Below are 21,991 nucleotides of genomic sequence, written 5' to 3'. Positions count from 1 at the left end.
CGCCAGCTACAAGCGGCAAGTAGAAGCAGGCCCGTGCCGCTTTTACTTGTGGCTTGCCGCTTGAAGCTTGCAGCTCCAAGAACGAGGAATTGAATCATGCTCCAAGTCCAACAACTGCATCAGTACTACGGCGGCAGCCATATCCTCCGTGGCCTGTCGTTCGACGTGAAGGTCGGCGAAGTCACCTGCCTGCTCGGTCGCAACGGCGTGGGCAAGACCACCCTGCTCAAGTGCCTGATGGGCCTGATCCCGGCCAAGGACGGCAGCGTGCAATGGGAAGGCAAGGCCATCACCGGCTTCAAGCCGCACCAGCGGGTGCATGCCGGTATCGCCTACGTGCCACAGGGACGTGAGATCTTCGGTCGCCTGACGGTGGAAGAGAATCTGCTGATGGGCCTGTCGCGCTTTCCTGGCAGCCAGGCCAAGGCAGTGCCGGAATTCATCTACGAGCTATTCCCGGTACTGCGCGAGATGAAGCATCGCCGTGGCGGCGACCTCTCCGGCGGCCAGCAGCAACAGCTGGCCATCGGCCGCGCCCTGGCCAGCCAGCCGCGCCTGCTGATCCTCGACGAGCCCACCGAAGGCATCCAACCCTCGGTGATCAAAGAGATCGGCGCGGTGATCAAGAAACTCGCCGCCCGTGGTGACATGGCCATCTTGCTGGTGGAGCAGTTCTATGACTTCGCCGCCGAACTGGCCGACCAGTACCTGGTGATGAGCCGCGGCGAGATCGTCCAGCAGGGCCGTGGCGCCAACATGGAAGCCGAAGGCGTGCGCGGGTTGGTGGCGATCTAGCCCCGCTCCCCCGCCCGCTCGGGCTGGCAACGCTGTTCTTGTCCACCATTGCGCACCCAGGCTCCTGAGCTGCGCAGTGATGCCCCTCGACACACCATCCTCGGCAATCGTTGCGGAACCACTGGCGCTTCCCCCGCAACCGAGCGAGTACGCAGGTTCCTCGAACTGTCCGCGTGAATCTGCGGCCAACTGTCAGCGCAGCGACTCGGTTAAGGTCTTACACTGGCGCCCTGCCCCTGGTGCAACGGGGCGAGTGCACGGCCCGGCCTGCGCCCGACAGCGCAGGCTCAAGCGGGCCATACACCCTAACAGCGAAATGAGGTTATCCATGAGCAAGGTGGCATTCATCACGGGCGCGACATCCGGTTTCGGCCGCGCCACGGCACGACGCTTCGCCGAGGCCGGCTGGGCTCTGGTGCTCAGCGGCCGGCGTCTGGAGCGCCTGGAGGCACTGAAGCAGGAGCTGCAGGACAAGGTGCCGGTACACATCGCTGCGCTCGACGTGCGCGATGCTACTGCCGTGAAGGCCCTGGTCGACAGCCTGCAGGCGCCGTTCGAGCGCATCGACGTACTGGTCAACAACGCCGGCCTGGCCCTGGCCCCGGAGGCCGCGCAGAAGGTGGCCCTGGAAGACTGGCACACCATGATCGACACCAACATCACCGGCCTGGTCAACGTCACTCACGCCGTACTGCCCAAACTGCTGGAGATCGGCAAGGGCACCAGCATCATCAACATCGGTTCGGTGGCTGGCGAATGGCCCTACCCGGGCGGCCATGTCTATGGCGCCACCAAGGCCTTCGTCAAGCAGTTCAGCTTCAACCTACGCTGCGATCTGGTGTCCACCGGCGTGCGCGTTACCGACATCGCCCCCGGCATGGCCGAGACCGAATTCACCCTGGTGCGCACCAAAGGCAACCAGGCCGCTTCCGATGCGCTGTACGGCACCACCACGCCGCTGACTGCCGAGGATATCGCCGAGCAGATCTTCTACGTCGCCACTCTGCCGGATCACATCAACATCAACCGCCTGGAGATCATGCCCAGCCGCCAGGCCTGGTCGGCCTTCGCCGTCGACCGCGATTGAAAGGCGCTTCGTAACGCGGGTCGGGGTCATCGACAGCGAACCCGCCCGTAGGGTGCGCCATGCGCACCGCTACCAAGCAGGCTCCCAGTGCACGCAGCGCACCCTACGGCCACAAGGCCCGTAGCAGACTGCCCACCGACAGCAGCACCAGCAAACCGCCAACCAGCACGCGCAATGGCAAAGGCTGCCAGCGCGGGTGCAGCCACTGCCCAAGCAGGTTGCCGGCCAGCGCTGGCAGCGCCAGCTCCAGGGCCAGACGCCACTGCGCGCCAGTCAGCACACCCGCGACACCCAGCCCGATCAGCGCAAAGAAACTGCTGGCCAGGAAGAACAGCACCGCCGTGCCACGCAACTGGCGCGCGTCCAGACCACTGCGCAGCAGGTAGATCATCAGCGGCGGGCCGCCCGCCGAGGCCATGGTGGTCGCCAGCCCCGAAGCCAGCCCTGCAACCCAGGCCATACGCATGCGCAACGGTCGGGCGACACTCGGTCACCACAGCACCAACAGCCCACCGCACAGGCAGAGCAGCGCCACCAGCGGCGCCATCACGCGCGCAGGCAGCCACAACAGCAGCCAGGCGCCCAGCGGCACCGCCAGTAGCAGGCCGAGTAGCAGACGCGCCAGCACCCTTGCATGCACCGCGCGCAAGGCCGCCGGCCACAGCGTCACGCTGCAGAGCACGTCGAGGATCAGCGCCACCGGCACCGCCTCGGCGGGCGGCAACTGCAGCATCAAGCCGAGTGCCATCAGCATGGCGAAACCGAAGCCGCTATAGCCCCGTACCAGGCCGGCAGCGAAAGCAATGAAGGGAAACATGAGGGCTCCGAGAGTCTCGAAGGCCCAACTCTGACTCAGTCAGATGCCATCAGGCAGAGCCAGATGCAACGCCACGACTGGCCACCGTGGCGTCGCGAGGCTCAGGTCAAAACGGCCCTAGCCAGACAGGCAGACCAGGCCTTGCGCCCGGCCTGCCGCAAGCCATCAGGACGCCTGCTTCAGCTCGTCGTAGGCGCTGAGGTAGTCACCGGCCAGTTGCTCCTTCTCCTTGTCACCCAGCAGCTTGCCGGCCATCTGGAAAAAGCGCTGTTCCTCTTCCTCGAGGTGATGCTCGACCTTATGCGCCAGGGCCTTGGCCTGCGCCAACCAGCTGGGGCTGCTGGGGTCGGTTTCCTCGAGATCCTCGATCATTTCGTCCATCTGGTGATGCTCGGCAATGGCGTGGCGCGACAGATCGACGCCCGCTTCCTGCTGCATCAGGGGAATGTAGAAATGCCGCTCCTCGGCCACCGAGTGCACGGCCAGCTCCTGCTTGAGCTGAGCGAACAAGGCATGGCGTTCAGGGGTATCGCCCTGGGTAGCGACCAGTTTCTGCGCCAGCTTGCGCTGGATGTCATGGCTGATACGCAGGGCTTCGAAAATCGTCATGCAGGCACCTCATTATCGGTTTCTAGGTCACGGTCGTAGTAGCACTAGACCATCATTTCCCCGATAGGTGCCGTATCGCTTGCTCAGCGCAACTGGCTGTCCTTGCTGCCGCGGCGGTTGTAGCCGCTGCTGGCGGCTTGTTGTTTGTCGACCTCGGCCTGGCAATTGACGCACAGGCGCACGCCGGGAATCGCCTGGCGGCGCGCCTCGGGAATCACCGCGTCGCATTCCTCGCAGCGGTGCAGGCTCTCGCCTTTCGGCAACTGGCTACGGGCACGCGCGACGGCGTCCTCGATGCTGCTGTCGATCTGTTCCTGCACCGCGCTGTCACTTGCCCAACCGCCTGCCATGTTCCGGCCTCCTCGCCTGCATGGGCCATGATATGCGCCCAATGTCGGCGAAGTGCAAGTGCCGTTCGTGCAGGCGCCTCTGCGCTTATTCGCGCACTTCCATGAACTCCTTGGCCCAGAGGATGTAATCCTCGGGCATGGTGTACTTGTGCGTCAGCTCGGTGGCATTGAGATCGCAGGGCTGGGCGCCGCGCTGCTCGCGCAGGCAGTCGTAGGTAGCCTTGATCGCGGCGAAGTAGGCGGCGTGGCCGTTGACCACGATGCGCACGCCCAAACGTGCCAAGCGCTGGTTGTCGCGCAGTTCCGGGTTGCCGTAGGTGACCAGCATCAGCGGCACCTTGAGGCCTTCGGCGATCTGCTCCAGATGAGCGAAATCCTTCACTCCCACCAGGCAGATGCCATCGGCACCAGCGGCCTCGTAGGCGCGGGTGCGGTGGATCACTTCGTCCACCTCCAACACGCCGGCGTGGGTACGGGCGATGATGGCCAGATCCGGGTCGACGCGCGCCTCCAGGGCCGCGAGGATCTTGCCCACGCCTTCCTCCACCGAGATCAGGTCGGTGGATTTGCGGCCGAACTGGGCCGGCAGCAGGGTGTCTTCGATGGTCAGCGCGGCGATGCCGGCGCGCTCCAGTTCGACCACGGTGCGCATCACGTTGAGCGCATTGCCATAACCGTGGTCGGCGTCGGCGATCACCGGCAGGCGTGCCACGCGGCCGATGCGCGCGGCCTGCTCGACGAACTCGCTGAGGGTGATCAAGGCGAAGTCCGGCGCGCCGAGCACCTGCAGGGAGGCGACGGAGCCACCGAGAATGCCGACCTCGAAGTCGAGATCGGCGGCGATACGGGCGGACATGGGGTCGAAGACCGAAGCGGTGTGGTAGCAGCGCTCGGAAGCCAGCAGGGCACGAAAGGCACTGCGCAGCTCATGATGGGATGCACGTTGCAAGATGGGCATGGGGCGTATTCCAAAGTGGTTGAATCGCTTTTTCTCTTTTTAGTAATCGCGTAGACGTGACCAATGCTAGCGCAAGGCACTTGCGCCAGGCTTTCGTCGCACCTTTTCAGTCACACCAGCGATGTTTCCCAGGCGTCTTGCCAGCAATTTACCGGCCAGCCAGCTCCGCCGGCAGCCGGGGGATAAAAGCGCCGCTGTCGATCAGGGCATAGGCCATGCCGCCGGCGACGGCCAGGTAGAACAGCCGTGGCAGCCAGACGGCCAGCCATTGCTGCCGCGCAGCGAGCTGCTGCGCCTGTAGCTGGGCAAAACGCAGCAGTGCCTCACCCGGCCGGCCGGTCGCTTCGCCCGTGTTGAGTATGGCCGTGAGCATGCCATGCCCCGGCAAGGCCAGGGCGACGAAGGCCTGCGTCAGGGACTGCCCGGCCTGGATGCGCGGTGCCAGAGTGGCGAAATCCCGCCGCAGACGGGCATTGCGCATGGCGCCACAGGCTCGCGGCAAGGCATCGAGCACGGCGATACCGGCCTCGAGCTGCAGGCCCAGGGCATCGCAGAAGTCACGCAGGTCGGCCTTGCACTGCAGCGTACCGAGCAGGGGCAGCGCCAGCAGAAGATCATCCAGCCGGCCCGGCGGCACACTGCGCCGCTGCTGCCAACGCCGCCACAATACAGATACCAGGTGGTACAGGCCGAACAGCGTCAGCAGCGGCAACAACGCACGCGCCAGGTAGCCGCTCAGGCTCAGCGAACCGCCTACCAGAGCCGGCAGGGGATGGACGATCAGCGCCAGCACCAGTACACCTGCCGGCAGCCACAGACGCGCACGCAGGGCAGCGAGTTGCTGCACCTGCTCGGCATAACGCTGAGCCAGTCGCTCGTGCATTTGCGCCAGACTGCCGGCCTGCTGCGCAGCCCGCAGCAGGCTGGCCTCCAGCGGCGTGAACACGCCACTCAACTGGCCGGATACCGCCAGGTCACGCCCGCCGCCGACGAGCTGACGCAGGCGCTGCAGTGCCCGTGCCTGCCGCGCCCCCAGCGCCAGGCTGGCCAGGGCCCGATCCAGCGGTACACCGGCACGCTCCATGGCGGCCAGATGGGCGAACAGTCGGGCGCGCGCCTGCAAGGGCAAGGCCCGCTCACTCATGCAGCAACTCGGCGACGTGCGCTTCGCTGGCCTGAGGGAACCACTGCCGATAGAGATGCTCGAGGCTGCCATCGGCACGCATGCCGCTGAGCAGTTGTCGCCAGCGCGCTACCCGCTCCGCCGGAGCGGACTTGGAGAACGCGATATAGGAGGCATTGGGCATCAGGTCGAACTGCCACTGCACCTGATCGACGCTCATGCCCTCCCCGGCCAGCAGGGTTTCCAGGCTCAGGTCATTGGCCACGAGCAGTTTCACCCGACCATGGTGGAACAGGCGCACCATGTCGGCCGGCCTGGCCACCCCGTGCAGGTTGTCCATGCCCAGCATCAGCAAATGCTCGTGGATGTACCACTGCTTGGGCACCGCCAGCGTGCCGAGGCGGCGCACATCGTCGAGGTCATGCACGCGGATGTTGTCCTCGCGTCGGCTGTAGAAACCGGTACGTCCCACGGCGATTGGCCCGACCCACTGGAACAGCGCCTCGCGCTCCGGCGTACGCACCACCGGGAACAAGGCCGCATCGGCCTCACGCTGCACCTGGTGGTAACCACGCGTCCAGGGCACCAGCTCGATCTGCGCAGGCTGGCCGCTGCGGCGCACCAGCTCCTCGACCACCTGCACGGCCATGCCATCGGGCTTGCCCGCCTCGAGGAAGCTGTAAGGGCGATTGTCTTCGGTGTACAGATGCAATTCGGCAGCAGCGCTCGCGGCACTGCAGCAGCAGAGGAGGACGGCACATACGACGGATTTGAACATAGAAGGTGTCACTGACCTGAGCGATGCTCGACAACACACTGGATGATAGGCCGCTGCGCTGCAAGCGTCATCCCGCCGAGCCAGACCTTATGGTCTGTAGTTGCGCTGCCCATTACAGGCCCTAGGGTCTGTTACCGTTTCGGCGCGAGCCGCGTTGCTGCCTTGGAAGCGAGTCTTCGCGGGCTCGGGGAAGCCGGACTGGCAAGTTTGTGTGTTGGTTTGCATTGGTGTTCTGGACGCTGCTGCGGTGTTTACAGAAAGTGCCTGTTTCGCCTCCTCGGGCGACTCACTTTCTTTTCTCTGAACTCGGATTGCCGCCTGAACGTGCAGTCGTGTAGGGCGTACTCGCGTAGCAGTACGCCGTTGGTGGGAGTATTGGGCGTGAGCCGTGGTGTCGAGCTCGGCATGGCCCGGCGGACTGTTCGCTTAGGCTCCTGAGTCCGCCCTACGGCTGCCCCCATTAAGCGCGTGAGAGTCCCATGGAGTAACCGCAGGTTCAGGCGCGTGCAGAGCCCGCCCAGGAGGGCGAACGGAGTCGTCGTGGAAGAGGTTGAGCGACATGGATGTCGCGAAAGCCGCGATGGGCCAGGGATGGCCCACCGCGGCGGGCCTCTGGAACGGCGATGGAGTGAGCGAACCCTCGCGCAGCGAGGGCCGGATGATCGGGCGGAGGGTTTTGGTTACTTTTGCCCCACAAAAGTGACTCGCCCGGGAGGGCGAAACCAAAAACATCAGCAAAAACGCGGCAATCCGGAACAGACACAAGAACAACCCACACACAACCTTGCCAATCCGGGGTATCAACCAGGCCTTCCCCTAAACCTCAAAAATCGCTCGAATGCGGGCCCGGTGCTGTTCTTGCGGGGTCGCCATCGTTATGGCACTGGCCGCATCCCCCATGTTTTCAACGACCTGATAACTGTCCCTAAACTGTCGGTGCGCACATTTTTTCACACTCGCGACGACGGCCGGGCTGGCCCTATGCGCCCGCTCGGGCGATGATCAGTGCCCCTTTTAGTCTTTCGTTCGCCATGACCACCACAGACAGCTCGACCCCGACCCACAAGCCGCGCCCGTTGATCGACCTGGTCATCAGCATCCTGATCCCCTCGTTCATCCTGATGAAACTCAGCGGTGAACATCGTCTGGGGCCCGATGGAGCCTTGCTTCTGGCCCTGGCCTTCCCATTGGGCTGGGGGGCCTTCGAGCTGATCAAGTACCGCAAGTTCAACTTCATCGCCCTGCTCGGCCTGATCAGCGTGGCGCTGACCGGCGGCATCGGCCTGCTGCATCTCAGCACCCAGTGGCTGGCGGTCAAGGAGGCGACCATCCCGGGCATCATCGGCGTCGCCGTGCTGGTATCGACACGCACACGCTACCCGCTGATCCGCACGCTGCTGTTCAACAAGACGGTGCTCAACGTCGACAAGATCCACGAACGCCTGGAGCAAGGCGGCCATGTCGAGCACTTCGAGACGCGCCTGCTGCGCGCCACCTACTGGCTCAGCGGCACCTTCTTCTTCTCCTCGTTCATGAACTACGTGCTGGCCAAGTGGATAGTGGTCAGCCCGTCAGGCACCGAAGCGTTCAACGATGAGTTGGGGCGCATGACCCTGCTCAGCTACCCGATGATCGCCATTCCCTCGATGATCATGCTCATGGCCATCTTCTATTATCTGTGGAAGACCATTCATGGCCTCACCGGGCTGAGCCTGGAAGAGATCATGGCCAATCAGGAGCGCCAGTCCTGAACCGCTGAGCCACGGCTCATGCTGTTCACCTCGGCCTACCTGGGGCTGTTTCTCTCGGCATTCGGCGCCGCCACCCTGCTGCCCTTGCAATCCGAGACGGTGCTGGTGGCCCTGCTGCTCGGCGGCGCTCACGCCACCTGGGCGCTGCTGGCGGTGGCCAGCCTCGGCAATGTGCTGGGCTCCTGGGTCAACTGGCTGCTGGGCCGCTCGCTGGAACATTACCGGGGGCGACGCTGGTTCCCGGTCAATGACACCCGCCTGGCACAGGCTCAGGGCTGGTATGCGAAGTACGGCCGCTGGTCGCTTTTATTGAGCTGGATGCCGCTGATCGGCGATCCACTGACACTGGTGGCCGGCGTTATGCGCGAGCCACTGTGGCGTTTCCTGCTGCTGGTGAGCCTGGCCAAGAGCGCGCGTTATGCCGTGTTGGCCGCACTCACCCTGGCCTGGTTGTAAGCTGTCTGGTGTCCACACAGGCCGCATGGACATACGGGGTTACGCCGATGACGCGTATTGCAGTTGAGCAACGGACGCGGCTCCGTGATACTGCGCACCGCGCCATGCAGCCAGACTCCATTCGCGGGCGCCGCAAGATCGGCCCACAAGGCCCGCCATCATCGAGCCCGGCCAAGGCTCAAGGCCCCGTCATAAGCCTCGGGGCCTCTCGATCGAGGATTTGTAGTGTCCGTTGTTGAAGCCAAACCCAAACTGAAACGCAGCGATCTGATCTGGACGCTGATCGGTCTTGGCGCTGTGGTGCTGTCCGGCTTCCTGCTCTACCGTGAACTGCGCAACATCTCCATCAGCGAGATCAAAGGCAGCCTCGAAGCCATCTCGCACATGAACTGGCTGCTGGCCGGTGCCGCCACCCTGGGTGCTTACTGGGCGCTGGCCTGGTACGACCGCATCGCCGTGGCCCACCTGGGCAAGCGGATCCCCTGGCGCTTCATCACCCTGTGCTCCTTCACCACCTATGCGCTGGCGCACAACATCGGCGCCTCGGTGTTCTCCGGCGCGGTGGTGCGTTACCGCGCCTACCGCAGCAAGGGCCTGACGCCGCAGGAAATCGGCATCCTCATCGTCTTCTGCTCCTTCACCTTCGCCATCGGCACCTTGCTGGCCAGCGGCTGCGTGCTGATCGCCCAGCCGGATCTGGTGCACCGCGTCGCCAACGTCACGCCGCTGGTATCGGTGGTCATCGGCAGTGTCCTGCTGACGCTGGTCGGTCTCTACGTGCTGGGCTCCTGGCTCCAGTTCAAGCCCTGGACACTGGGTAAGCTGCATGTCGAGTACCCGCGCCTGCGCATCGTCGGCCGTCAGTTGCTGGCCGGCCCGCTGGAACTGCTGTGCGCGGCGGCGATCATCTACTTCGCCCTGCCCGCCGACAACCACCCTGGCTATCTGGTGGTGCTGGGCGTGTTCCTTGCCTCCTTCTCGCTGGCGTTGCTGTCCCACGCCCCCGGCGGTCTGGGTGTGCTGGAAGTGACCTTCCTCGCCGCCATGCCGGAAGTCCCTGCCGCCGACGTGCTGGCGGCGTTGATCGTGTTCCGCGTGTTCTACCTGCTGTTGCCGTTCGCCCTGTCGCTGCTGGTGGTACTGGGCTTCGAGTGGAGCCAGTGGAAGGCACGGCAAAGCAGCGCCAATCTGCCCTCCTGAATCACGACTCGCGATGACGGCAGCGCTGACATAGAATGCGCGGCCGTTTTCGTGGCCTGCCCTCGTTGGCAGCCACCCTCCGGGTCGTCGCCGTGCGACGTCGTCATTCATCCCGGCAATCTTTCTGGCGGTCTGCACCATGTCCTTCTCTACTCCCGCCCGCGCCTGCGGCATCGACTTCGGCACCTCCAACTCCACCGTCGGCTGGTATCGCCCCGGCCAGGACAGCCTGCTGCCGCTGGAAGACGGCAAGATCACCCTGCCCTCGGTGATCTTCTTCAACACAGAGGAGCGCCGCCCGGTCTACGGCCGCCTGGCCCTGCACGAATACCTGGAAGGCTACGAAGGGCGCCTGATGCGCTCGCTGAAAAGCCTGCTCGGCTCCAAGCTGCTGAAGAGCGAAACCACGGTGCTGGGCAGCGCTCTGCCGTTCAAGGATTTGCTCGGCTTCTTCATCGGCGAACTGAAAAAACGCGCCGAAGCCCAGGCCGAACGCGACTTCGAGGAGGTGGTGCTGGGCCGCCCGGTGTTCTTCGTCGACGACGACCCGGCCGCCGACCAGGAGGCGCAGAACACATTGGTAGCCGTGGCGCACAAGCTCGGCTTCAAGGATGTGTCCTTCCAGTACGAGCCCATCGCCGCCGCCTTCGACTACGAGTCGAGCCTGCAGCGCGAGGAGCTGGTGCTGATCGTCGACATCGGCGGCGGTACTTCGGACTTCTCCCTGGTGCGCCTGGCGCCGCAGCGCCACCACCTGGCCGAGCGACAGGGCGACATCCTCGCCACCGGCGGCGTGCACATCGGCGGTACTGACTTCGACAAGCAACTGTCGCTGGCCGGGGTGATGCCGCTGTTCGGCTACGGCAGCCGGATGAAGAGCGACGCCTTCATGCCCACCAGCTACCACCTCAACCTGGCCACCTGGCACACCATCAACGCCCTGTACGCACAGAAGACCCAGCTTGCGCTGCAGAACATGCGTTACGACATCGTCGACGCCACCGGCATCGACCGCCTGTTCGGTCTGATCGAACAACGCGCCGGGCACTGGCTGGCGATGCAGGTGGAAGACAGCAAGATCGCCCTGAGCGAACAGGACGCCCGCCCCATCGACCTGTCGCGCATCGAGCCGGGCCTGGTCGCCGAACTGACCCGACCGCTGTTCGAGGAGGCCATCGAGCCGCTGCTCGAACGCATCCGCGCCAGCCTCACGCAGTTGCTGAACGACGCTGGCATCGCCGCCGAGCAGGTCGACACGCTGTTCTTCACCGGCGGTTCCAGCGGCGTGCCGGCCCTGCGCCAGAGCGTGGCGGCCATGCTGCCCAAGGCGCGCAGCGTGGAGGGCAACACCTTCGGCAGTATTGGCAGTGGCCTGGCCATCGAAGCCAAGAAGCGCTACGGGTGACGATCTGCTGCGCGTCGGCCCTGAGGCGTTGAAAGTAAGCTCGGAATGCTCATGTACTTAAGTACACTCCGCTTCCTCGCTTACTTTCCCCTTGCAGGGCTCTAGCTCGCGAGATCGTATTCATTCATGCCTGTTGCTTTGCCCCCAACTTAACAACCGAGGAATAGGTCGTAGGGTGCGCTGTGCGCACCGATTACCGATGCCCTGGTGCGCACGGCGCACCCTACCCAGGCGATGATATTCTTGCCGCCCCCTTCCATACCCGAGGAATAGCCTGATGAAAGCCCAGCTGGAAGAACTGATCGCCAAGATAAGCTCCGGCTGCCTGCCCGAGGACGAGATCGCCCGCATCGCCGACGAAGCGGCGCAGGCCTATGCCGACCCGGCTGCCTTCCTCGCTGCTAACCCGGACGTCAACTACGACGACGAATTCCCCATCCCGCTGGGCGAGTGGGTGGTGGTCGGCAGCCTGCCGGACACCGTGCTGTTCCAGGCCGACAGCTACGAGGAACTGTTCCAACGCATCACCGAATCCTTCGGCCCGCAGGTGCAGTTCGTGCTCAAGCCCAAGCAACTGGTAAAGACCGAACCGCTGAAAGCGCTCAACCGCATTCAGGTGCAGCTCTCGGCGCTGTCGCCGGAAACCGGCGGCTACGTGCTGGTGGATTTCAGCGAGCCACTGGATGACGAACTGCAAGCCGTGCTGGTGTACGCCAACGACCTACCACGGGTGCTGGAACTGGCGGTGGAGGTGGGCATCTACGCCGCACCGGCGCTAGAAGCAGCGCAAGCGCAAGCGGATGCCTGAGCCCTGAGGGAACACCCGCTCATGGTCGCAGTCACTAAAGCTACTCGATCAGCCCAAACCGCAAGGAAATCCTCATGAAGATTCTGCTGGTACTGACTTCCCACGACCGCCTCGGCGACACCGGCCACAAGACCGGCTTCTGGCTGGAAGAGTTCGCCGCGCCCTACTACAGCTTCAAGGATGCCGGCGCCCAGTTGACCCTGGCCTCGCCCAAGGGTGGCCAACCGCCCATCGACCCGAAGAGCGATGACGAGAGCGCGCAGACCGACGCCACCCGCCGCTTCGCCGGCGATGCCGAAGCCCAGCGCGAACTGGCCAACACCCTGCCGCTGGCTCAGGTGCGCGCCGAGGACTTCGATGCGCTGTTCTACCCCGGCGGCCATGGCCCGCTGTGGGATCTGGCCGAAAGCGCCGACTCCATCGCCCTGATCGAGCGTTTCCAGGCTCTGGGCAAGCCGGTCGGTGCGGTCTGCCACGCGCCGGGCGTGCTGCGCCACGTCAAGGGCAGTGACGGCAAGCCGCTGGTGGCCGGCAAGCGCGTCACCGGTTTCAGCAACAGCGAAGAGGAAGCGGTGCAACTGACCCAGGTGGTGCCCTTCCTGGTCGAGGACATGCTCAAGGCCAACGGCGGCCAATATGCCCGCGGCGATGACTGGCAGAGCCACGTCGAGGTCGATGGCCTGCTGGTCACCGGGCAGAACCCGGCCTCCTCCGAGGCCAGTGCCGAAGCCCTGCTCGGCCTGCTCGAGGCGCGCGCATGAGCATCGCCATCTTCGCCAGCATTGATGCCAGGCCCGAGCACCGCGACGCGGTGCTGCAGGCGTTACAGCAGATGGTCAGTGCCAGCCGCAGTGAGCCTGGCAACCTGCGCTACGACCTGTTCGAGCGCGACGGCGCGCCCGGCACCTTCGATCTCTACGAGCTGTACGTCGATCGCGAGGCGGTGGAGGCGCACCGGCAAAGTGCGCATTACGCCGACTACCGCCAGCGCACCGCCGCCTGGTTGGCCAGCCCGCCCGAGGTGAAGGTCAGCCTGCCGCTGGATCTGGCGCCCTGATCCGACCTGCGGGCGCCTAGGATGGCGCCCGTCGGCTCAGAAGCCCATCAGCATCATCCAGGCCGGCAGGCTGACTGCCGCCAGCAGCGTCGATAGCGAGATCGCTGCGCTGACGCTGCGGTTGTCCTCGGCCGTGCGGGAAAACGCCATCACGTTGACCCCGCTCGGGCAGGCCGCCAGCAACACCATCACCGTCCGCGCCGCATCGTTGAGACCAGGCAGCAGGCCACTCAATGTCCACACCAGCGCCGGGAACAGCAGCAGCTTGACCAGCGCCACGCTCCAGGCTTCGGCGGTCGGGCGCAAGCGATAGCGCGACAAGCTGGCACCCAACACGATCAGTGCGCAAGGCAGGGCGGCCTGGCCCAGCCAGGTCACCGCGCGCCACAGGCTATCGGGCACCACCAGCCCGGAAAGATTGAGCAAGGCGCCCAGCAGCAGACCGATGATCATCGGGTTGGCCAGGTTTTTCAGCAGAGCACGAGCGTCGACGCGCTCCTGGCTGCCGAACGCGGCATAGAAGCTTTGCAGGGAAAACAGCGTCAGGCTGTGGAACACCAGAATGGCGAACACGTACACCAGCCCGGCTGCGCCCATCAGGCTGGTGACCAGCGGAATGCCCACCAGCACGTTATTGGAGAATGCAGCCACCAGCCCCAGCGGCGAGGCCCTACCGCGCCGCCAATGGGCGACAGCGTTGACCAGCACGAACACCAGCAGCACCGGCAGGTAGTAACCCAGCAGCAACATCGGCGACAGGCCTTCGGCCAGATGCGCCTTGGCGATGCCGGTGAACAGCAGCGTGGGCATGAACAGCTTGAAGGTGATATTGGCCAACCCGGCGGCCGACTCGGCAGTGAGCCACTGGCGCCAGCCCAGCACGTAGCCGAGCACGATCAGGGCGAAGATCGGCAGGATTGCCTGTACCGCAAGCATCGATGGAGCAGCCTCAGCTCATTGCAGGAAAATGGATCGCAAGCGACCCAAAAGGCCGCACAGCATACGCTGCGGATCTTGCGTTTGCGATGTCGAGCGCATCGCCCAAACCGCTCGACGCCGCTCTGAAAGGCTCGAGATAGAGGGCTCCAAGCAAGTATTGCGGCTATCGATGTTCACTATCAGGTCAGTCAAGTTCTTATCCGAGTGGTGAGCTAGGACAATTGCTTCCGTAGACACGAAACACGCCCAACGGAGGCACGGACATGAAAACTCAACTGACCCTGACCGCCCTGGCTCTGACCCTGCTGACTTCCACTGCTTTCGCCCTGCCGAACAATGCGCCCTTCCCGCTGGTGGGTGAGCATCAGGACAGCCAGATCCAGCAAGATCAACCCCTCACCCCGCTGGCCGAGAACGGCTCCGAGCGCACGCCCGGCCAACAGCGCTTCAAGCTGGCAGAAGATGGCTATGAGCGCACCCCTGGTGCGCAGCATGTGCAGCTTGCCGAAGACGGCTATGAGCGTACCCCTGGTGCTCAGCACGTTCAGCTTGCCGAAGACGGCTATGAGCGTACCCCTGGTGCGCAGCACGTTCAGCTTGCCGAAGACGGCTATGAGCGTACCCCTGGTGCGCAGCACGTCTGAAGCAACTCAGCGATACCCCCAAGCCCGGCGCACGCCGGGCTTTTCTTTGGTTATTCGGATTTGATACGGGGTCGGTTGGTTTGAGACTGTCAGATTTTCGGTGCTCGAGCTGCTTATCGGCGTTCTGCTGATATCTCCCGTTTCGCCCCCGGCGACTTTCTTTTGTCAAACGCCACAAAAGAAAGCAAAAAGGCTTGGCCCCGACATCCGGCCCCGGCTACGCCGGGGTTCGTTCGCTCCATCGCTGCTCCGAGGGTCGGCTTACAAGGGCCGTCCCTGGCCCTTTAAGCCTCTCGCCGCGTCCATGCGGCTCGCCCCTCTGCGCAACGATTCCGCTCACCCTCCTGAAGGGGCCATTCGCGCGCCTGAACGAACAGGCATACCAGGTGTTGCACGCAGTGTTCTGGTAGTCGTGAAGTCGCGATGGGTCGTCGAGTTAAACCAAAAGTTTCATTCGCGCAGTTTCATTCGCCTGGATAGCTTGCCGGCTTGCAGCCGGCATTCTGGTCAGCCCTAAGGCTGCCCCATGTTCAAACACTCCGCACTATTTCTGGGTTACCGCAGGTTCAGGCGCATGCAGAGCCCGCCCAGGAGGGTGAGCGGAATCGTCGTGGAAGAGGTTGAGCGACATGGATGTCGCGAGAGACACGATGGGCCAGGGATGGCCCACCGTGGCGGGCCTCTGGAGCGGCGATGGAGCGAACGAACCCTGGCGCAGCCAGGGCCGGATGATCGGGCGGAAGGTTTTGGTTACTTTGCCCGCAAAGTGACTCGCCCGGGAGGGCGAAACCAAAAACATCAACAAAAACGCGGCAACCCGGAACAGGCACAAGAACAACCAACACCGCATTGCCAGTCCAGTATCAGAACCACCACTCCACGCTCCGAACCCCTCACCTCAACTCATAACAGCCGGCGGCAGCCGATAGATCCAGATACGCCGCAACACCGTGCGAAACTGCCCCCACAAGGTTCCACAGTTGTAATGCTGCCCATAACGCTCGGCGATGCGCCGTACCTCGCGCGCCAGTTCGGCATACCGCCGCGCCGGCAGATCGGGGAACAGGTGATGCTCGATCTGGTGACTGAGATTGCCAGTGAGGATATGCAGCAACGGCCCACCGGACAGGTTGCTCGAGCCGCGCAACTGGCGCAGATACCAGTGACCACGCGTCTCACCTTCCAGCACTTCGGGCGCGAATACCGCCGCCTTTTCGGTGAAGTGACCACAGAAAATCACCAGAAAGGTCCACAGGTTACGCAGCAGGTTGGCCAGCAGATTGCCCACCAGCACGGCCAGCGCATTGGCGCCGAGCAGCAGCGCCAGCAAGGGGAAGAACAGATAATCCTTGCCCCACTGCCGCGCCAGCTTGACGCCGAACTGACGGGCCAGCGGACGCACCTCGTCCTTGCTGATGCGCCCCTTGACCAGCTTGTCCAGACGCAGGTGCTGGATGGCCACGGCGTACTGGAACAGCAGCGCCTGGATCGTCACCCACAAGGGCTGCCAGCGGTAGAAGGGCTTCCAGCGCTGTTCGGGGAACAGCCGCACCACGCCATAGCCGACGTCGTCATCCATACCCAGCACGTTGGTGTAGGTGTGGTGCACATGGTTGTGCGTGTGCCGCCAGAAATCGGCGGGGCCGACGATGTCCCACTCGTACTGGCGCCCGGCGAATTCCGGGTCGTTCATCCAGTCGTACTGGCCATGCATGACGTTATGGCCCAATTCCATGTTCTCGAGGATCTTGCCCAGGCCCAGCAGCAAGGTGCCGAGCAGCCAGGTTGGCGGGAACCAGCCCAGCATCAGCAACACCCGGCCGCTCCAGCAGCACAGGCGCACGGCACCACGCACACGGCGGATGTAACGCGCATCGGCCTCGCCCAGGTCGGCCAGGGTGCGCTGGCGCAAGGCGTCCAGCTCGGCGCCGAAGGCCTCCAGTTCGGCGGGGCTCAGTTCGCGGTCAAGACGGGCACTCACAGATCGATCTCCACATCCCCATGCGGGGCACTGACACACAGACGAATGGGCTGGTTGGGTTCGGCGAACAGTGCGCCACTGCGCAGATCCCGCACAGCACCACTGAGCAGGGTGCAGGTGCAACTGGCACAAATGCCCTGGCGACAGCCGTGAGCTGGGCGCAAACCGCTGGCTTCGGCCTGTTCCAGCAGGCTGCTCTGATTGTTGGCCAATACCTGCTGGCCGCTGCGGGCGAAGCGCAGGCGTACCTCGCGTCGCTCATCCAGGGTAAGCGGTTCGGGTGGGCTGAAGCTTTCCACCTGCAGGGTGCCGTTGCGCGCCCACCAGCCCTGCACCTGCTCGACGAAACCACGCGGGCCACAGGCGATCAGGTGTTCGCCCGGCAATTCATCCAGTTGCTCGCGGCTGATGCGCCCACCCGGTTCACCACTGATCACCCAACGCAGGTGCAGATTACGATGCCGCTCGGCCAGTGCCTGCAGTTCCTCGACGAAGGCACGCTGGCCCGACCGGCGCACCTGATGCAGCAAGGTCACCGGCGCCGCGAAACCGCGCGCCAGGGCGTCGCGCAGCAAACCCAGCAGGGGCGTGATGCCACTGCCAGCGGCGGCCAGCACGACCGGGCGACCGTCATCCGGCCAGTGCAATTGGCCGAAGGCAGGCGCCAGCTCCAGTAGCTGCCCTACCTCAAGATGATCGAGCAAGGCATTGGACAGGCGCCCCCCCGGCTGGCGCTTGATCGCCAGCTCGACACGGCCATCGGCACTGACCGTCGTCAGGCTGTAGCTGCGGCCATGACGCACACCCTCCTGCTGCAGAAAGAGCTGCACATGCTGACCAGCACGCCAGCCGCGCTCATTGCCATTGCAGCGCAGGGTCAGCGCCAGCATGTCCTCGGCCACCCAACGGCGCGCCTCGACCTGGGCGAATACCCGCTGTACCCGCAACGCGGGATGCAGCAAGCGCAGCAACAGGTCGACATCGGCCTCGCGCAGCCAGCCGTGACGGCACAGCGCACGTAACGGCTGCAGAGCTGGCACCAGGTGCCGGGCCAGGGAAAGCGAGAGGATGGGCATGCAGCGACTCCTTTCAGTGTACGACTGTTCACAATGCTGGCAGCCAACTCGAAATGAGTCAACAGTCGTTCACTGAAGTGCCCCGTATGGTTCGACGCTGCCCAACCGCATTTGCTAGAGTGCGGCATCGCTCACTGATCCCAATCGCATGACACCACGCGCCGAACAGAAGCAGCAGACCCGCCAGGCCCTGATGCACGCGGCCCTCACCCTGATGGAGAGTGGACGCGGCTTCGGCAGCCTGAGCCTGCGTGAGGTCACCCGCCTGGCCGGCATCGTGCCCACCGGGTTCTACCGCCACTTCGCCGATATGGACGAACTGGGCCTGGCCCTGGTGGCGGAAGTCGGCGAAACCTTCCGCGCCGCGATTCGCCAGGTGCGCCGTCACGAGTTCGAGGTGCGCGGCATGATCGACGCCTCGGTGCGCATCTTCCTCGCCGAGGTGGCCAACAACCACGCCCAGTTCCTCTTCCTCGCTCGCGAGCAGTACGGCGGCTCGCAGCCCGTGCGCCAGGCCATCGCCGCCCTGCGCGAACGCATCACCAGCGACCTGGCCGCCGACCTCAAGCTGATGAATCGCATGCCGCAGCTGGATCAGGCCGCGCTGGAGGTGATTTCCGACCTGGTGGTCAAGACCGTGTTCGCCACCCTGCCCGAACTGATCGACCCCCCGGCGGCTACGCTCCCTGCGCACCTCACCGCCGAAGCCAAGGTCATCCAGCAGTTGCGTTTCATCATGATCGGCGGCAAGCACTGGCTGGGCCTGGGCAAACCAGATAGCTGAATTGCACCAAAAAGGTGCCAACCAGCCAGCGCACGCACCAAATAAAACCTATCCAGCCCGACAGCTTCCGTGAGCATCGCCTGCAAGCGCCTGCATGCAGCGCTCAGACGCATTGGCAAGGCCCTTGCACTATTTGCGGGCACACTGCCCCGGAATCGACTCACATGCTGGTAATCCACAGCCGCATCGCGCCACAGAACACCTGTGACGCCGAACTGGAACTGACCTTCGAGGCCCGCAGCAAGAGCCGCCTGCGCTGTTTCACCAGTGCCGGCGAAGAGGTCGGCCTGTTTCTCGAGCGTGGCCAGCCGGCCCTGGCCGATGGCGACTGCCTGCAAGCGCAGGACGGCCGCGTGGTGCGCGTGCGCGCCAAGGCCGAACCCTTGCTGCACGTCACCTGCGCCAGCCCCTTCGAGCTGATGCGCGCCGCCTATCACCTGGGCAATCGCCATGTCGCCCTGCAACTGGGCGACGGCTGGCTGCGCCTGCCCGACGACTACGTGCTCAAGGCCATGCTCGAACAGCTCGGTGCGACGGTCGAGGCCATCGAAGCGCCCTACCAGCCCGAGCAAGGTGCTTATGGCGGTGGTCACCACCACTCTCACCATGGCGACGCCGAGTTCAACTACGGCCCACGCCTGCACCAGTTCGGGGTGCGCAAGTGAGCAAGGCCATGTCGACTGCATTCACCGAGGCTGGCGCATGAAACCGGCCTGGGCCTTGCTGCGCCTGGCCAGCCCGCAGCTTCCCATCGGCGGCTACAGCTATTCACAAGGCCTGGAATGGGCCATCGACAGCGGCCTGATCGAGGATGCCGAAAGCGCCGAGCGCTGGCTGAGCGACCAGTTGTCGCTGAACCTCTCGCGCTTCGAGGCCCCGTTGCTGGTGGCCCATTGCCGAGCTGCGGCAGAGGGTGACTGGAGCCAACTGCAACAGCTCGCCGAACAGCACCGCGCCAGCCGCGAAACCCGCGAACTGGCACTGGAAAGCCGGCAGATGGGCTACTCGCTCAGGCAGTTGCTCGAAGGGCTGCCGGAGCTGGACGGCGCTGCTCGCGAACTGCTGGCGAGCCAGGATGAACCTGGCCTGGCCCTGGCCTGGGCATTGGCTGCGCGCGCCTGGCAGATCAGCCCGGACGACGCCCTGGCCGCCTGGCTCTGGGGCTGGCTGGAAAACCAGCTCGCGGTGCTGATGAAGGTGCTGCCCATGGGCCAACAGGCCGCCCAACGTCTGACCAGCCGCCTGCTGCCGCAGCTCGATGCCGCCCAGCAACAGGCCGCTGAACTCTCCCCCGAACACTGGGGCAGTGCCGCTTTCGGCCTGGCCCTGGCGAGCATGGCGCACGAGCGCCAGTACTCGCGTCTCTTCCGCTCCTGACGAGGAACAAAGCAAATGAACAGCCAACCCCTGCGTGTCGGCATCGGCGGTCCGGTCGGTTCCGGCAAGACCGCCCTGACCCTGGCGCTGTGCCGCGCCCTGCGCGAGCGCTACAACATCGCCGTGGTCACCAACGACATCTACACCCAGGAAGACGCCCAGTTCCTGGTGCGCAACGAAGCCCTGGAGCCCGAGCGCATCATCGGCGTGGAAACCGGCGGCTGCCCGCACACCGCCATCCGCGAGGACGCCTCGATCAACCTGGAGGCGGTGGAGCAGCTCAACCGTCGCTTCCCCGGCCTGGATCTGATCATCGTCGAATCCGGTGGTGACAACCTCTCGGCCACCTTCAGCCCGGAACTCTCCGACCTGACCCTCTACGTGATCGACGTCGCCGCTGGCGACAAGCTGCCGCGCAAGGGTGGGCCGGGCATCTGCAAGTCCGACCTGCTGGTGATCAACAAGATCGACCTGGCGCCCATGATCGGCGCCTCGCTGGAAGTGATGGAACGCGACACCCTGAAGATGCGCGGTGACAAGCCCTTCGTCTTCAGCAACCAGAAGGTCGGCCAGGGTCTCGACGAGATCATCGCCTTCATCGAACGCCAGGGCATGCTCACAGCGGCCTGAACCTCCCCTGTCCCGCCCGCGGGAGAGAGGGCCGCCTCTCTCCTTACCCATTGAGTCAAGGAGACCTTTATGAATCTGCGCAAAACCCTTTCCGCCATCGCCCTGTTCTGCACCCCGGCGCTGGCCTTCGCCCACCCCGGCCATGGTGAATCGGGGCTACTCTCGGGCCTGGCCCACCCGGTATTCGGCCTGGATCACCTGCTGGCGATGCTCGCCGTCGGCCTGTGGGCCGCGCAGCAGAGCGGCGCGGCGCGCTGGGCACTGCCGCTGACCTTCGTTGGCAGCATGCTCATCGGCGGCCTGCTGGGCTTCTCCGGGGTGCAAATTCCGCTGATGGAAACCGGCATCGCCGGCTCGGTGCTGGCCTTCGGTCTGCTGGTGGCGGTGGCCGCGCGCCTGCCGATGGCCTTGTCCATCGCCCTGACCGCCCTGTTCGCCCTCACCCACGGCGTTGCCCATGGCCTGGAGCTGCCGGAGCTGGCCAGCCCGCTGGGCTATGCCGCCGGCTTCGTCATCGCCACCGCTGCCCTGCATGCCTTCGGCTACGCCCTGGTGCGCTTCCTGCCCCAGGCCGCCGCGCCGCTGGTGCGCATCGCCGGCGCCGCCTCGGCACTGACCGGGGTCTGGCTGCTGGCCAGTTGAGCTTCCGCGCCCGTTTCCGGTGGAGACGGGCGCGTGAAGTGTGTGGGAGTAATACCCCCACACACTTGCCTCTGCCGCCCGTGCCTTGCCACATCGTCTTATCAACGCTAAAGTCCGGCTGTCGCGGTCAATCCCGCGACCGGGTGTGAGAACCCGACTCCCACGAAGGCGCGGTAGCGCCATAGCTGTGTAGCAGGCGCTTTTTTTATGCCTGTCTACCGCATTTCTATGGCGGGCCGTGTGAGGCAGGCTTCGGCCTGGCCGGCGTCCTTCGTGGCCGGTTTCTCACCCTTGCACGGTCCGCCTCCATTCCCGTGAGAAGGTTGGATGGCGGCTCCTTAACCTCACGAAGGAGCATAAGGAAAATGCACCATCTTCCCCCTTTTACCCAAGGGCGCCGCCCTGGGCCATCATCGTTCTTCCGCCCGGAGGTACGCCATGACTGATCGGCCGACCTCACTCGACAAGCCACATCACCTCGACCCGCAAACCCTGTGCGAGCTGGCCTCCCTGCGCCTGGAATCCGTACAGGCACTGATCAAGGTACTGATCGAGGAGCAGCCGCCCAAAGATGCCGCGCGCATTCCACGGCATACCCTGGCCACAGCCAGCAGGTTGCTCGGCGACGCAGCGGCGCTGTACCGGCGTGCCGTGCGCGGGTTGCCCCCGGATCACTCGCCGTAGGCGTTCATTCGCGGCCAATCGCCCTGGCCGGGCCTTTAGC

The 21,991-nt window shown here is 64.6% G+C and carries 24 protein-coding genes and 1 pseudogene; 16 read left to right on the top strand and 9 right to left on the bottom strand.

Features of this window, described 5'->3' with window-relative positions:
* Window positions 1-96 precede the first annotated feature (96 nt).
* Window positions 97-795 (top strand): urea ABC transporter ATP-binding subunit UrtE, encoded by a 699-nt coding sequence (gene urtE / locus ACSVIK_RS08165; protein WP_017678742.1) that lies wholly within the window; start codon window positions 97-99, stop codon window positions 793-795.
* A gap of 328 nt (window positions 796-1,123) precedes the next feature.
* Window positions 1,124-1,882: an SDR family NAD(P)-dependent oxidoreductase gene (locus ACSVIK_RS08160; RefSeq protein ID WP_442443843.1), complete on the top strand. Its 759-nt coding sequence runs from the start codon at window positions 1,124-1,126 to the stop codon at window positions 1,880-1,882.
* Window positions 1,883-1,985: 103 nt separating this feature from the next.
* Here ACSVIK_RS08160 and ACSVIK_RS08155 read toward each other — a convergent pair.
* The 6 genes and pseudogenes from ACSVIK_RS08155 to ACSVIK_RS08130 all read right to left on the bottom strand — a co-directional run bounded on the left by ACSVIK_RS08155 (window position 1,986) and on the right by ACSVIK_RS08130 (window position 6,517).
* Window positions 1,986-2,699: pseudogene (locus tag ACSVIK_RS08155) on the bottom strand (TSUP family transporter).
* Between the two features lie 165 nt (window positions 2,700-2,864).
* On the bottom strand, window positions 2,865-3,308 hold the full coding sequence (locus tag ACSVIK_RS08150; RefSeq protein ID WP_442443842.1) for a hemerythrin domain-containing protein: 444 nt from the start codon (window positions 3,306-3,308) through the stop codon (window positions 2,865-2,867).
* An 83-nt stretch (window positions 3,309-3,391) separates the two neighbouring features.
* Entirely contained in the window at window positions 3,392-3,658 is a 267-nt protein-coding gene (locus ACSVIK_RS08145) for a DksA/TraR family C4-type zinc finger protein (protein ID WP_268179149.1), read from the bottom strand.
* Window positions 3,659-3,743: 85 nt separating this feature from the next.
* Window positions 3,744-4,607 (bottom strand): isocitrate lyase/PEP mutase family protein, encoded by an 864-nt coding sequence (locus tag ACSVIK_RS08140; RefSeq protein WP_442443879.1) that lies wholly within the window; start codon window positions 4,605-4,607, stop codon window positions 3,744-3,746.
* Window positions 4,608-4,764: 157 nt separating this feature from the next.
* Window positions 4,765-5,760 (bottom strand): type II secretion system F family protein, encoded by a 996-nt coding sequence (locus ACSVIK_RS08135; RefSeq protein WP_442443841.1) that lies wholly within the window; start codon window positions 5,758-5,760, stop codon window positions 4,765-4,767.
* The gene (locus ACSVIK_RS08130; RefSeq protein ID WP_442443840.1) at window positions 5,753-6,517 is read right to left on the bottom strand and encodes a substrate-binding periplasmic protein; all 765 of its coding nucleotides are present in this window, start codon (window positions 6,515-6,517) and stop codon (window positions 5,753-5,755) included. The genes ACSVIK_RS08135 and ACSVIK_RS08130 overlap by 8 nt, the downstream gene beginning before the upstream one ends.
* Window positions 6,518-7,548: 1,031 nt before the next feature.
* Between ACSVIK_RS08130 and ACSVIK_RS08125 the strand changes: the two genes are divergently transcribed.
* The 7 genes from ACSVIK_RS08125 (at window position 7,549) to ACSVIK_RS08095 (ending at window position 13,194) form a co-directional block, all read left to right on the top strand.
* Window positions 7,549-8,268: a VC0807 family protein gene (locus ACSVIK_RS08125; protein ID WP_442443839.1), complete on the top strand. Its 720-nt coding sequence runs from the start codon at window positions 7,549-7,551 to the stop codon at window positions 8,266-8,268.
* An 18-nt stretch (window positions 8,269-8,286) separates the two neighbouring features.
* Window positions 8,287-8,724, top strand: a complete 438-nt coding sequence (locus ACSVIK_RS08120; protein WP_442443838.1) for a YqaA family protein — start codon at window positions 8,287-8,289, stop codon at window positions 8,722-8,724.
* Between the two features lie 225 nt (window positions 8,725-8,949).
* On the top strand, window positions 8,950-9,924 hold the full coding sequence (locus ACSVIK_RS08115) for a lysylphosphatidylglycerol synthase transmembrane domain-containing protein (RefSeq protein ID WP_442443837.1): 975 nt from the start codon (window positions 8,950-8,952) through the stop codon (window positions 9,922-9,924).
* 139 nt (window positions 9,925-10,063) lie between these two features.
* Complete coding sequence (locus ACSVIK_RS08110) at window positions 10,064-11,329, top strand: Hsp70 family protein (protein WP_442443836.1); 1,266 nt, start codon at window positions 10,064-10,066, stop codon at window positions 11,327-11,329.
* 277 nt (window positions 11,330-11,606) lie between these two features.
* Entirely contained in the window at window positions 11,607-12,137 is a 531-nt protein-coding gene (locus ACSVIK_RS08105) for a hypothetical protein (protein WP_442443835.1), read from the top strand.
* Between the two features lie 74 nt (window positions 12,138-12,211).
* Entirely contained in the window at window positions 12,212-12,898 is a 687-nt protein-coding gene (locus ACSVIK_RS08100; RefSeq protein ID WP_442443834.1) for a type 1 glutamine amidotransferase domain-containing protein, read from the top strand.
* Window positions 12,895-13,194: a putative quinol monooxygenase gene (locus ACSVIK_RS08095; protein ID WP_442443833.1), complete on the top strand. Its 300-nt coding sequence runs from the start codon at window positions 12,895-12,897 to the stop codon at window positions 13,192-13,194. The genes ACSVIK_RS08100 and ACSVIK_RS08095 overlap by 4 nt, the downstream gene beginning before the upstream one ends.
* Before the next feature lie 36 nt (window positions 13,195-13,230).
* On the opposite strand, the gene ACSVIK_RS08090 is transcribed toward ACSVIK_RS08095, so the two are convergent.
* Entirely contained in the window at window positions 13,231-14,130 is a 900-nt protein-coding gene (locus ACSVIK_RS08090; RefSeq protein WP_442443832.1) for an AEC family transporter, read from the bottom strand.
* Window positions 14,131-14,396: 266 nt separating this feature from the next.
* On the opposite strand from ACSVIK_RS08090, the gene ACSVIK_RS08085 reads away from it, so the two are divergent.
* Window positions 14,397-14,777 (top strand): hypothetical protein, encoded by a 381-nt coding sequence (locus tag ACSVIK_RS08085; RefSeq protein WP_442443831.1) that lies wholly within the window; start codon window positions 14,397-14,399, stop codon window positions 14,775-14,777.
* Window positions 14,778-15,675: 898 nt separating this feature from the next.
* Here ACSVIK_RS08085 and ACSVIK_RS08080 read toward each other — a convergent pair.
* Both ACSVIK_RS08080 and ACSVIK_RS08075 read right to left on the bottom strand, forming a co-directional pair.
* Window positions 15,676-16,797 (bottom strand): fatty acid desaturase family protein, encoded by a 1,122-nt coding sequence (locus ACSVIK_RS08080; RefSeq protein ID WP_442443830.1) that lies wholly within the window; start codon window positions 16,795-16,797, stop codon window positions 15,676-15,678.
* On the bottom strand, window positions 16,755-17,834 hold the full coding sequence (locus ACSVIK_RS08075) for a flavin reductase family protein (protein ID WP_442443829.1): 1,080 nt from the start codon (window positions 17,832-17,834) through the stop codon (window positions 16,755-16,757). Before ACSVIK_RS08075 ends, ACSVIK_RS08080 begins: the two co-directional genes overlap by 43 nt.
* 148 nt (window positions 17,835-17,982) lie before the next feature.
* On the opposite strand from ACSVIK_RS08075, the gene fabR reads away from it, so the two are divergent.
* The 6 genes from fabR to ACSVIK_RS08045 all read left to right on the top strand — a co-directional run bounded on the left by fabR (window position 17,983) and on the right by ACSVIK_RS08045 (window position 21,951).
* Window positions 17,983-18,618, top strand: a complete 636-nt coding sequence (gene fabR / locus ACSVIK_RS08070) for an HTH-type transcriptional repressor FabR (protein ID WP_442443828.1) — start codon at window positions 17,983-17,985, stop codon at window positions 18,616-18,618.
* A 164-nt stretch (window positions 18,619-18,782) separates the two neighbouring features.
* Window positions 18,783-19,283 (top strand): urease accessory protein UreE, encoded by a 501-nt coding sequence (gene ureE / locus ACSVIK_RS08065; protein WP_442443827.1) that lies wholly within the window; start codon window positions 18,783-18,785, stop codon window positions 19,281-19,283.
* Window positions 19,284-19,320: 37 nt separating this feature from the next.
* Window positions 19,321-19,995: an urease accessory protein UreF gene (locus tag ACSVIK_RS08060; RefSeq protein WP_442443826.1), complete on the top strand. Its 675-nt coding sequence runs from the start codon at window positions 19,321-19,323 to the stop codon at window positions 19,993-19,995.
* Window positions 19,996-20,010: 15 nt separating this feature from the next.
* Window positions 20,011-20,625, top strand: coding sequence for an urease accessory protein UreG (gene ureG, locus ACSVIK_RS08055; RefSeq protein WP_442443825.1), 615 nt, complete (start codon window positions 20,011-20,013; stop codon window positions 20,623-20,625).
* Window positions 20,626-20,694: 69 nt separating this feature from the next.
* Window positions 20,695-21,267, top strand: a complete 573-nt coding sequence (locus tag ACSVIK_RS08050) for a HupE/UreJ family protein (RefSeq protein ID WP_442443824.1) — start codon at window positions 20,695-20,697, stop codon at window positions 21,265-21,267.
* A 438-nt stretch (window positions 21,268-21,705) separates the two neighbouring features.
* Window positions 21,706-21,951, top strand: a complete 246-nt coding sequence (locus ACSVIK_RS08045) for a hypothetical protein (RefSeq protein ID WP_442443823.1) — start codon at window positions 21,706-21,708, stop codon at window positions 21,949-21,951.
* The last annotated feature ends 40 nt before the right edge of the window (window positions 21,952-21,991 follow it).

Origin of the sequence: Pseudomonas sp. NCHU5216, from assembly GCF_052156495.1 — a bacterium.
Lineage (GTDB): Bacteria > Pseudomonadota > Gammaproteobacteria > Pseudomonadales > Pseudomonadaceae > Aquipseudomonas.
Note: the sequence above shows the minus strand (reverse complement) of the source record. Positions and strands in the feature narration are given on the sequence as shown.

Coding starts and splice junctions, on each gene's coding strand:
- ureE (WP_442443827.1), top strand. CDS start 18,783: ATGCTGGTAATCCACAGCCGCATCGCGCCACAGAACACCTGTGACGCC.
- ACSVIK_RS08150 (WP_442443842.1), bottom strand. CDS start 3,308: ATGACGATTTTCGAAGCCCTGCGTATCAGCCATGACATCCAGCGCAAG.
- ACSVIK_RS08145 (WP_268179149.1), bottom strand. CDS start 3,658: ATGGCAGGCGGTTGGGCAAGTGACAGCGCGGTGCAGGAACAGATCGAC.
- ACSVIK_RS08125 (WP_442443839.1), top strand. CDS start 7,549: ATGACCACCACAGACAGCTCGACCCCGACCCACAAGCCGCGCCCGTTG.
- ACSVIK_RS08100 (WP_442443834.1), top strand. CDS start 12,212: ATGAAGATTCTGCTGGTACTGACTTCCCACGACCGCCTCGGCGACACC.
- ACSVIK_RS08045 (WP_442443823.1), top strand. CDS start 21,706: ATGACTGATCGGCCGACCTCACTCGACAAGCCACATCACCTCGACCCG.
- ACSVIK_RS08160 (WP_442443843.1), top strand. CDS start 1,124: ATGAGCAAGGTGGCATTCATCACGGGCGCGACATCCGGTTTCGGCCGC.
- ureG (WP_442443825.1), top strand. CDS start 20,011: ATGAACAGCCAACCCCTGCGTGTCGGCATCGGCGGTCCGGTCGGTTCC.
- ACSVIK_RS08085 (WP_442443831.1), top strand. CDS start 14,397: ATGAAAACTCAACTGACCCTGACCGCCCTGGCTCTGACCCTGCTGACT.
- ACSVIK_RS08110 (WP_442443836.1), top strand. CDS start 10,064: ATGTCCTTCTCTACTCCCGCCCGCGCCTGCGGCATCGACTTCGGCACC.
- ACSVIK_RS08075 (WP_442443829.1), bottom strand. CDS start 17,834: ATGCCCATCCTCTCGCTTTCCCTGGCCCGGCACCTGGTGCCAGCTCTG.
- ACSVIK_RS08135 (WP_442443841.1), bottom strand. CDS start 5,760: ATGAGTGAGCGGGCCTTGCCCTTGCAGGCGCGCGCCCGACTGTTCGCC.
- urtE (WP_017678742.1), top strand. CDS start 97: ATGCTCCAAGTCCAACAACTGCATCAGTACTACGGCGGCAGCCATATC.
- ACSVIK_RS08120 (WP_442443838.1), top strand. CDS start 8,287: ATGCTGTTCACCTCGGCCTACCTGGGGCTGTTTCTCTCGGCATTCGGC.
- ACSVIK_RS08105 (WP_442443835.1), top strand. CDS start 11,607: ATGAAAGCCCAGCTGGAAGAACTGATCGCCAAGATAAGCTCCGGCTGC.
- ACSVIK_RS08130 (WP_442443840.1), bottom strand. CDS start 6,517: ATGTTCAAATCCGTCGTATGTGCCGTCCTCCTCTGCTGCTGCAGTGCC.
- fabR (WP_442443828.1), top strand. CDS start 17,983: ATGACACCACGCGCCGAACAGAAGCAGCAGACCCGCCAGGCCCTGATG.
- ACSVIK_RS08095 (WP_442443833.1), top strand. CDS start 12,895: ATGAGCATCGCCATCTTCGCCAGCATTGATGCCAGGCCCGAGCACCGC.
- ACSVIK_RS08060 (WP_442443826.1), top strand. CDS start 19,321: ATGAAACCGGCCTGGGCCTTGCTGCGCCTGGCCAGCCCGCAGCTTCCC.
- ACSVIK_RS08090 (WP_442443832.1), bottom strand. CDS start 14,130: ATGCTTGCGGTACAGGCAATCCTGCCGATCTTCGCCCTGATCGTGCTC.
- ACSVIK_RS08050 (WP_442443824.1), top strand. CDS start 20,695: ATGAATCTGCGCAAAACCCTTTCCGCCATCGCCCTGTTCTGCACCCCG.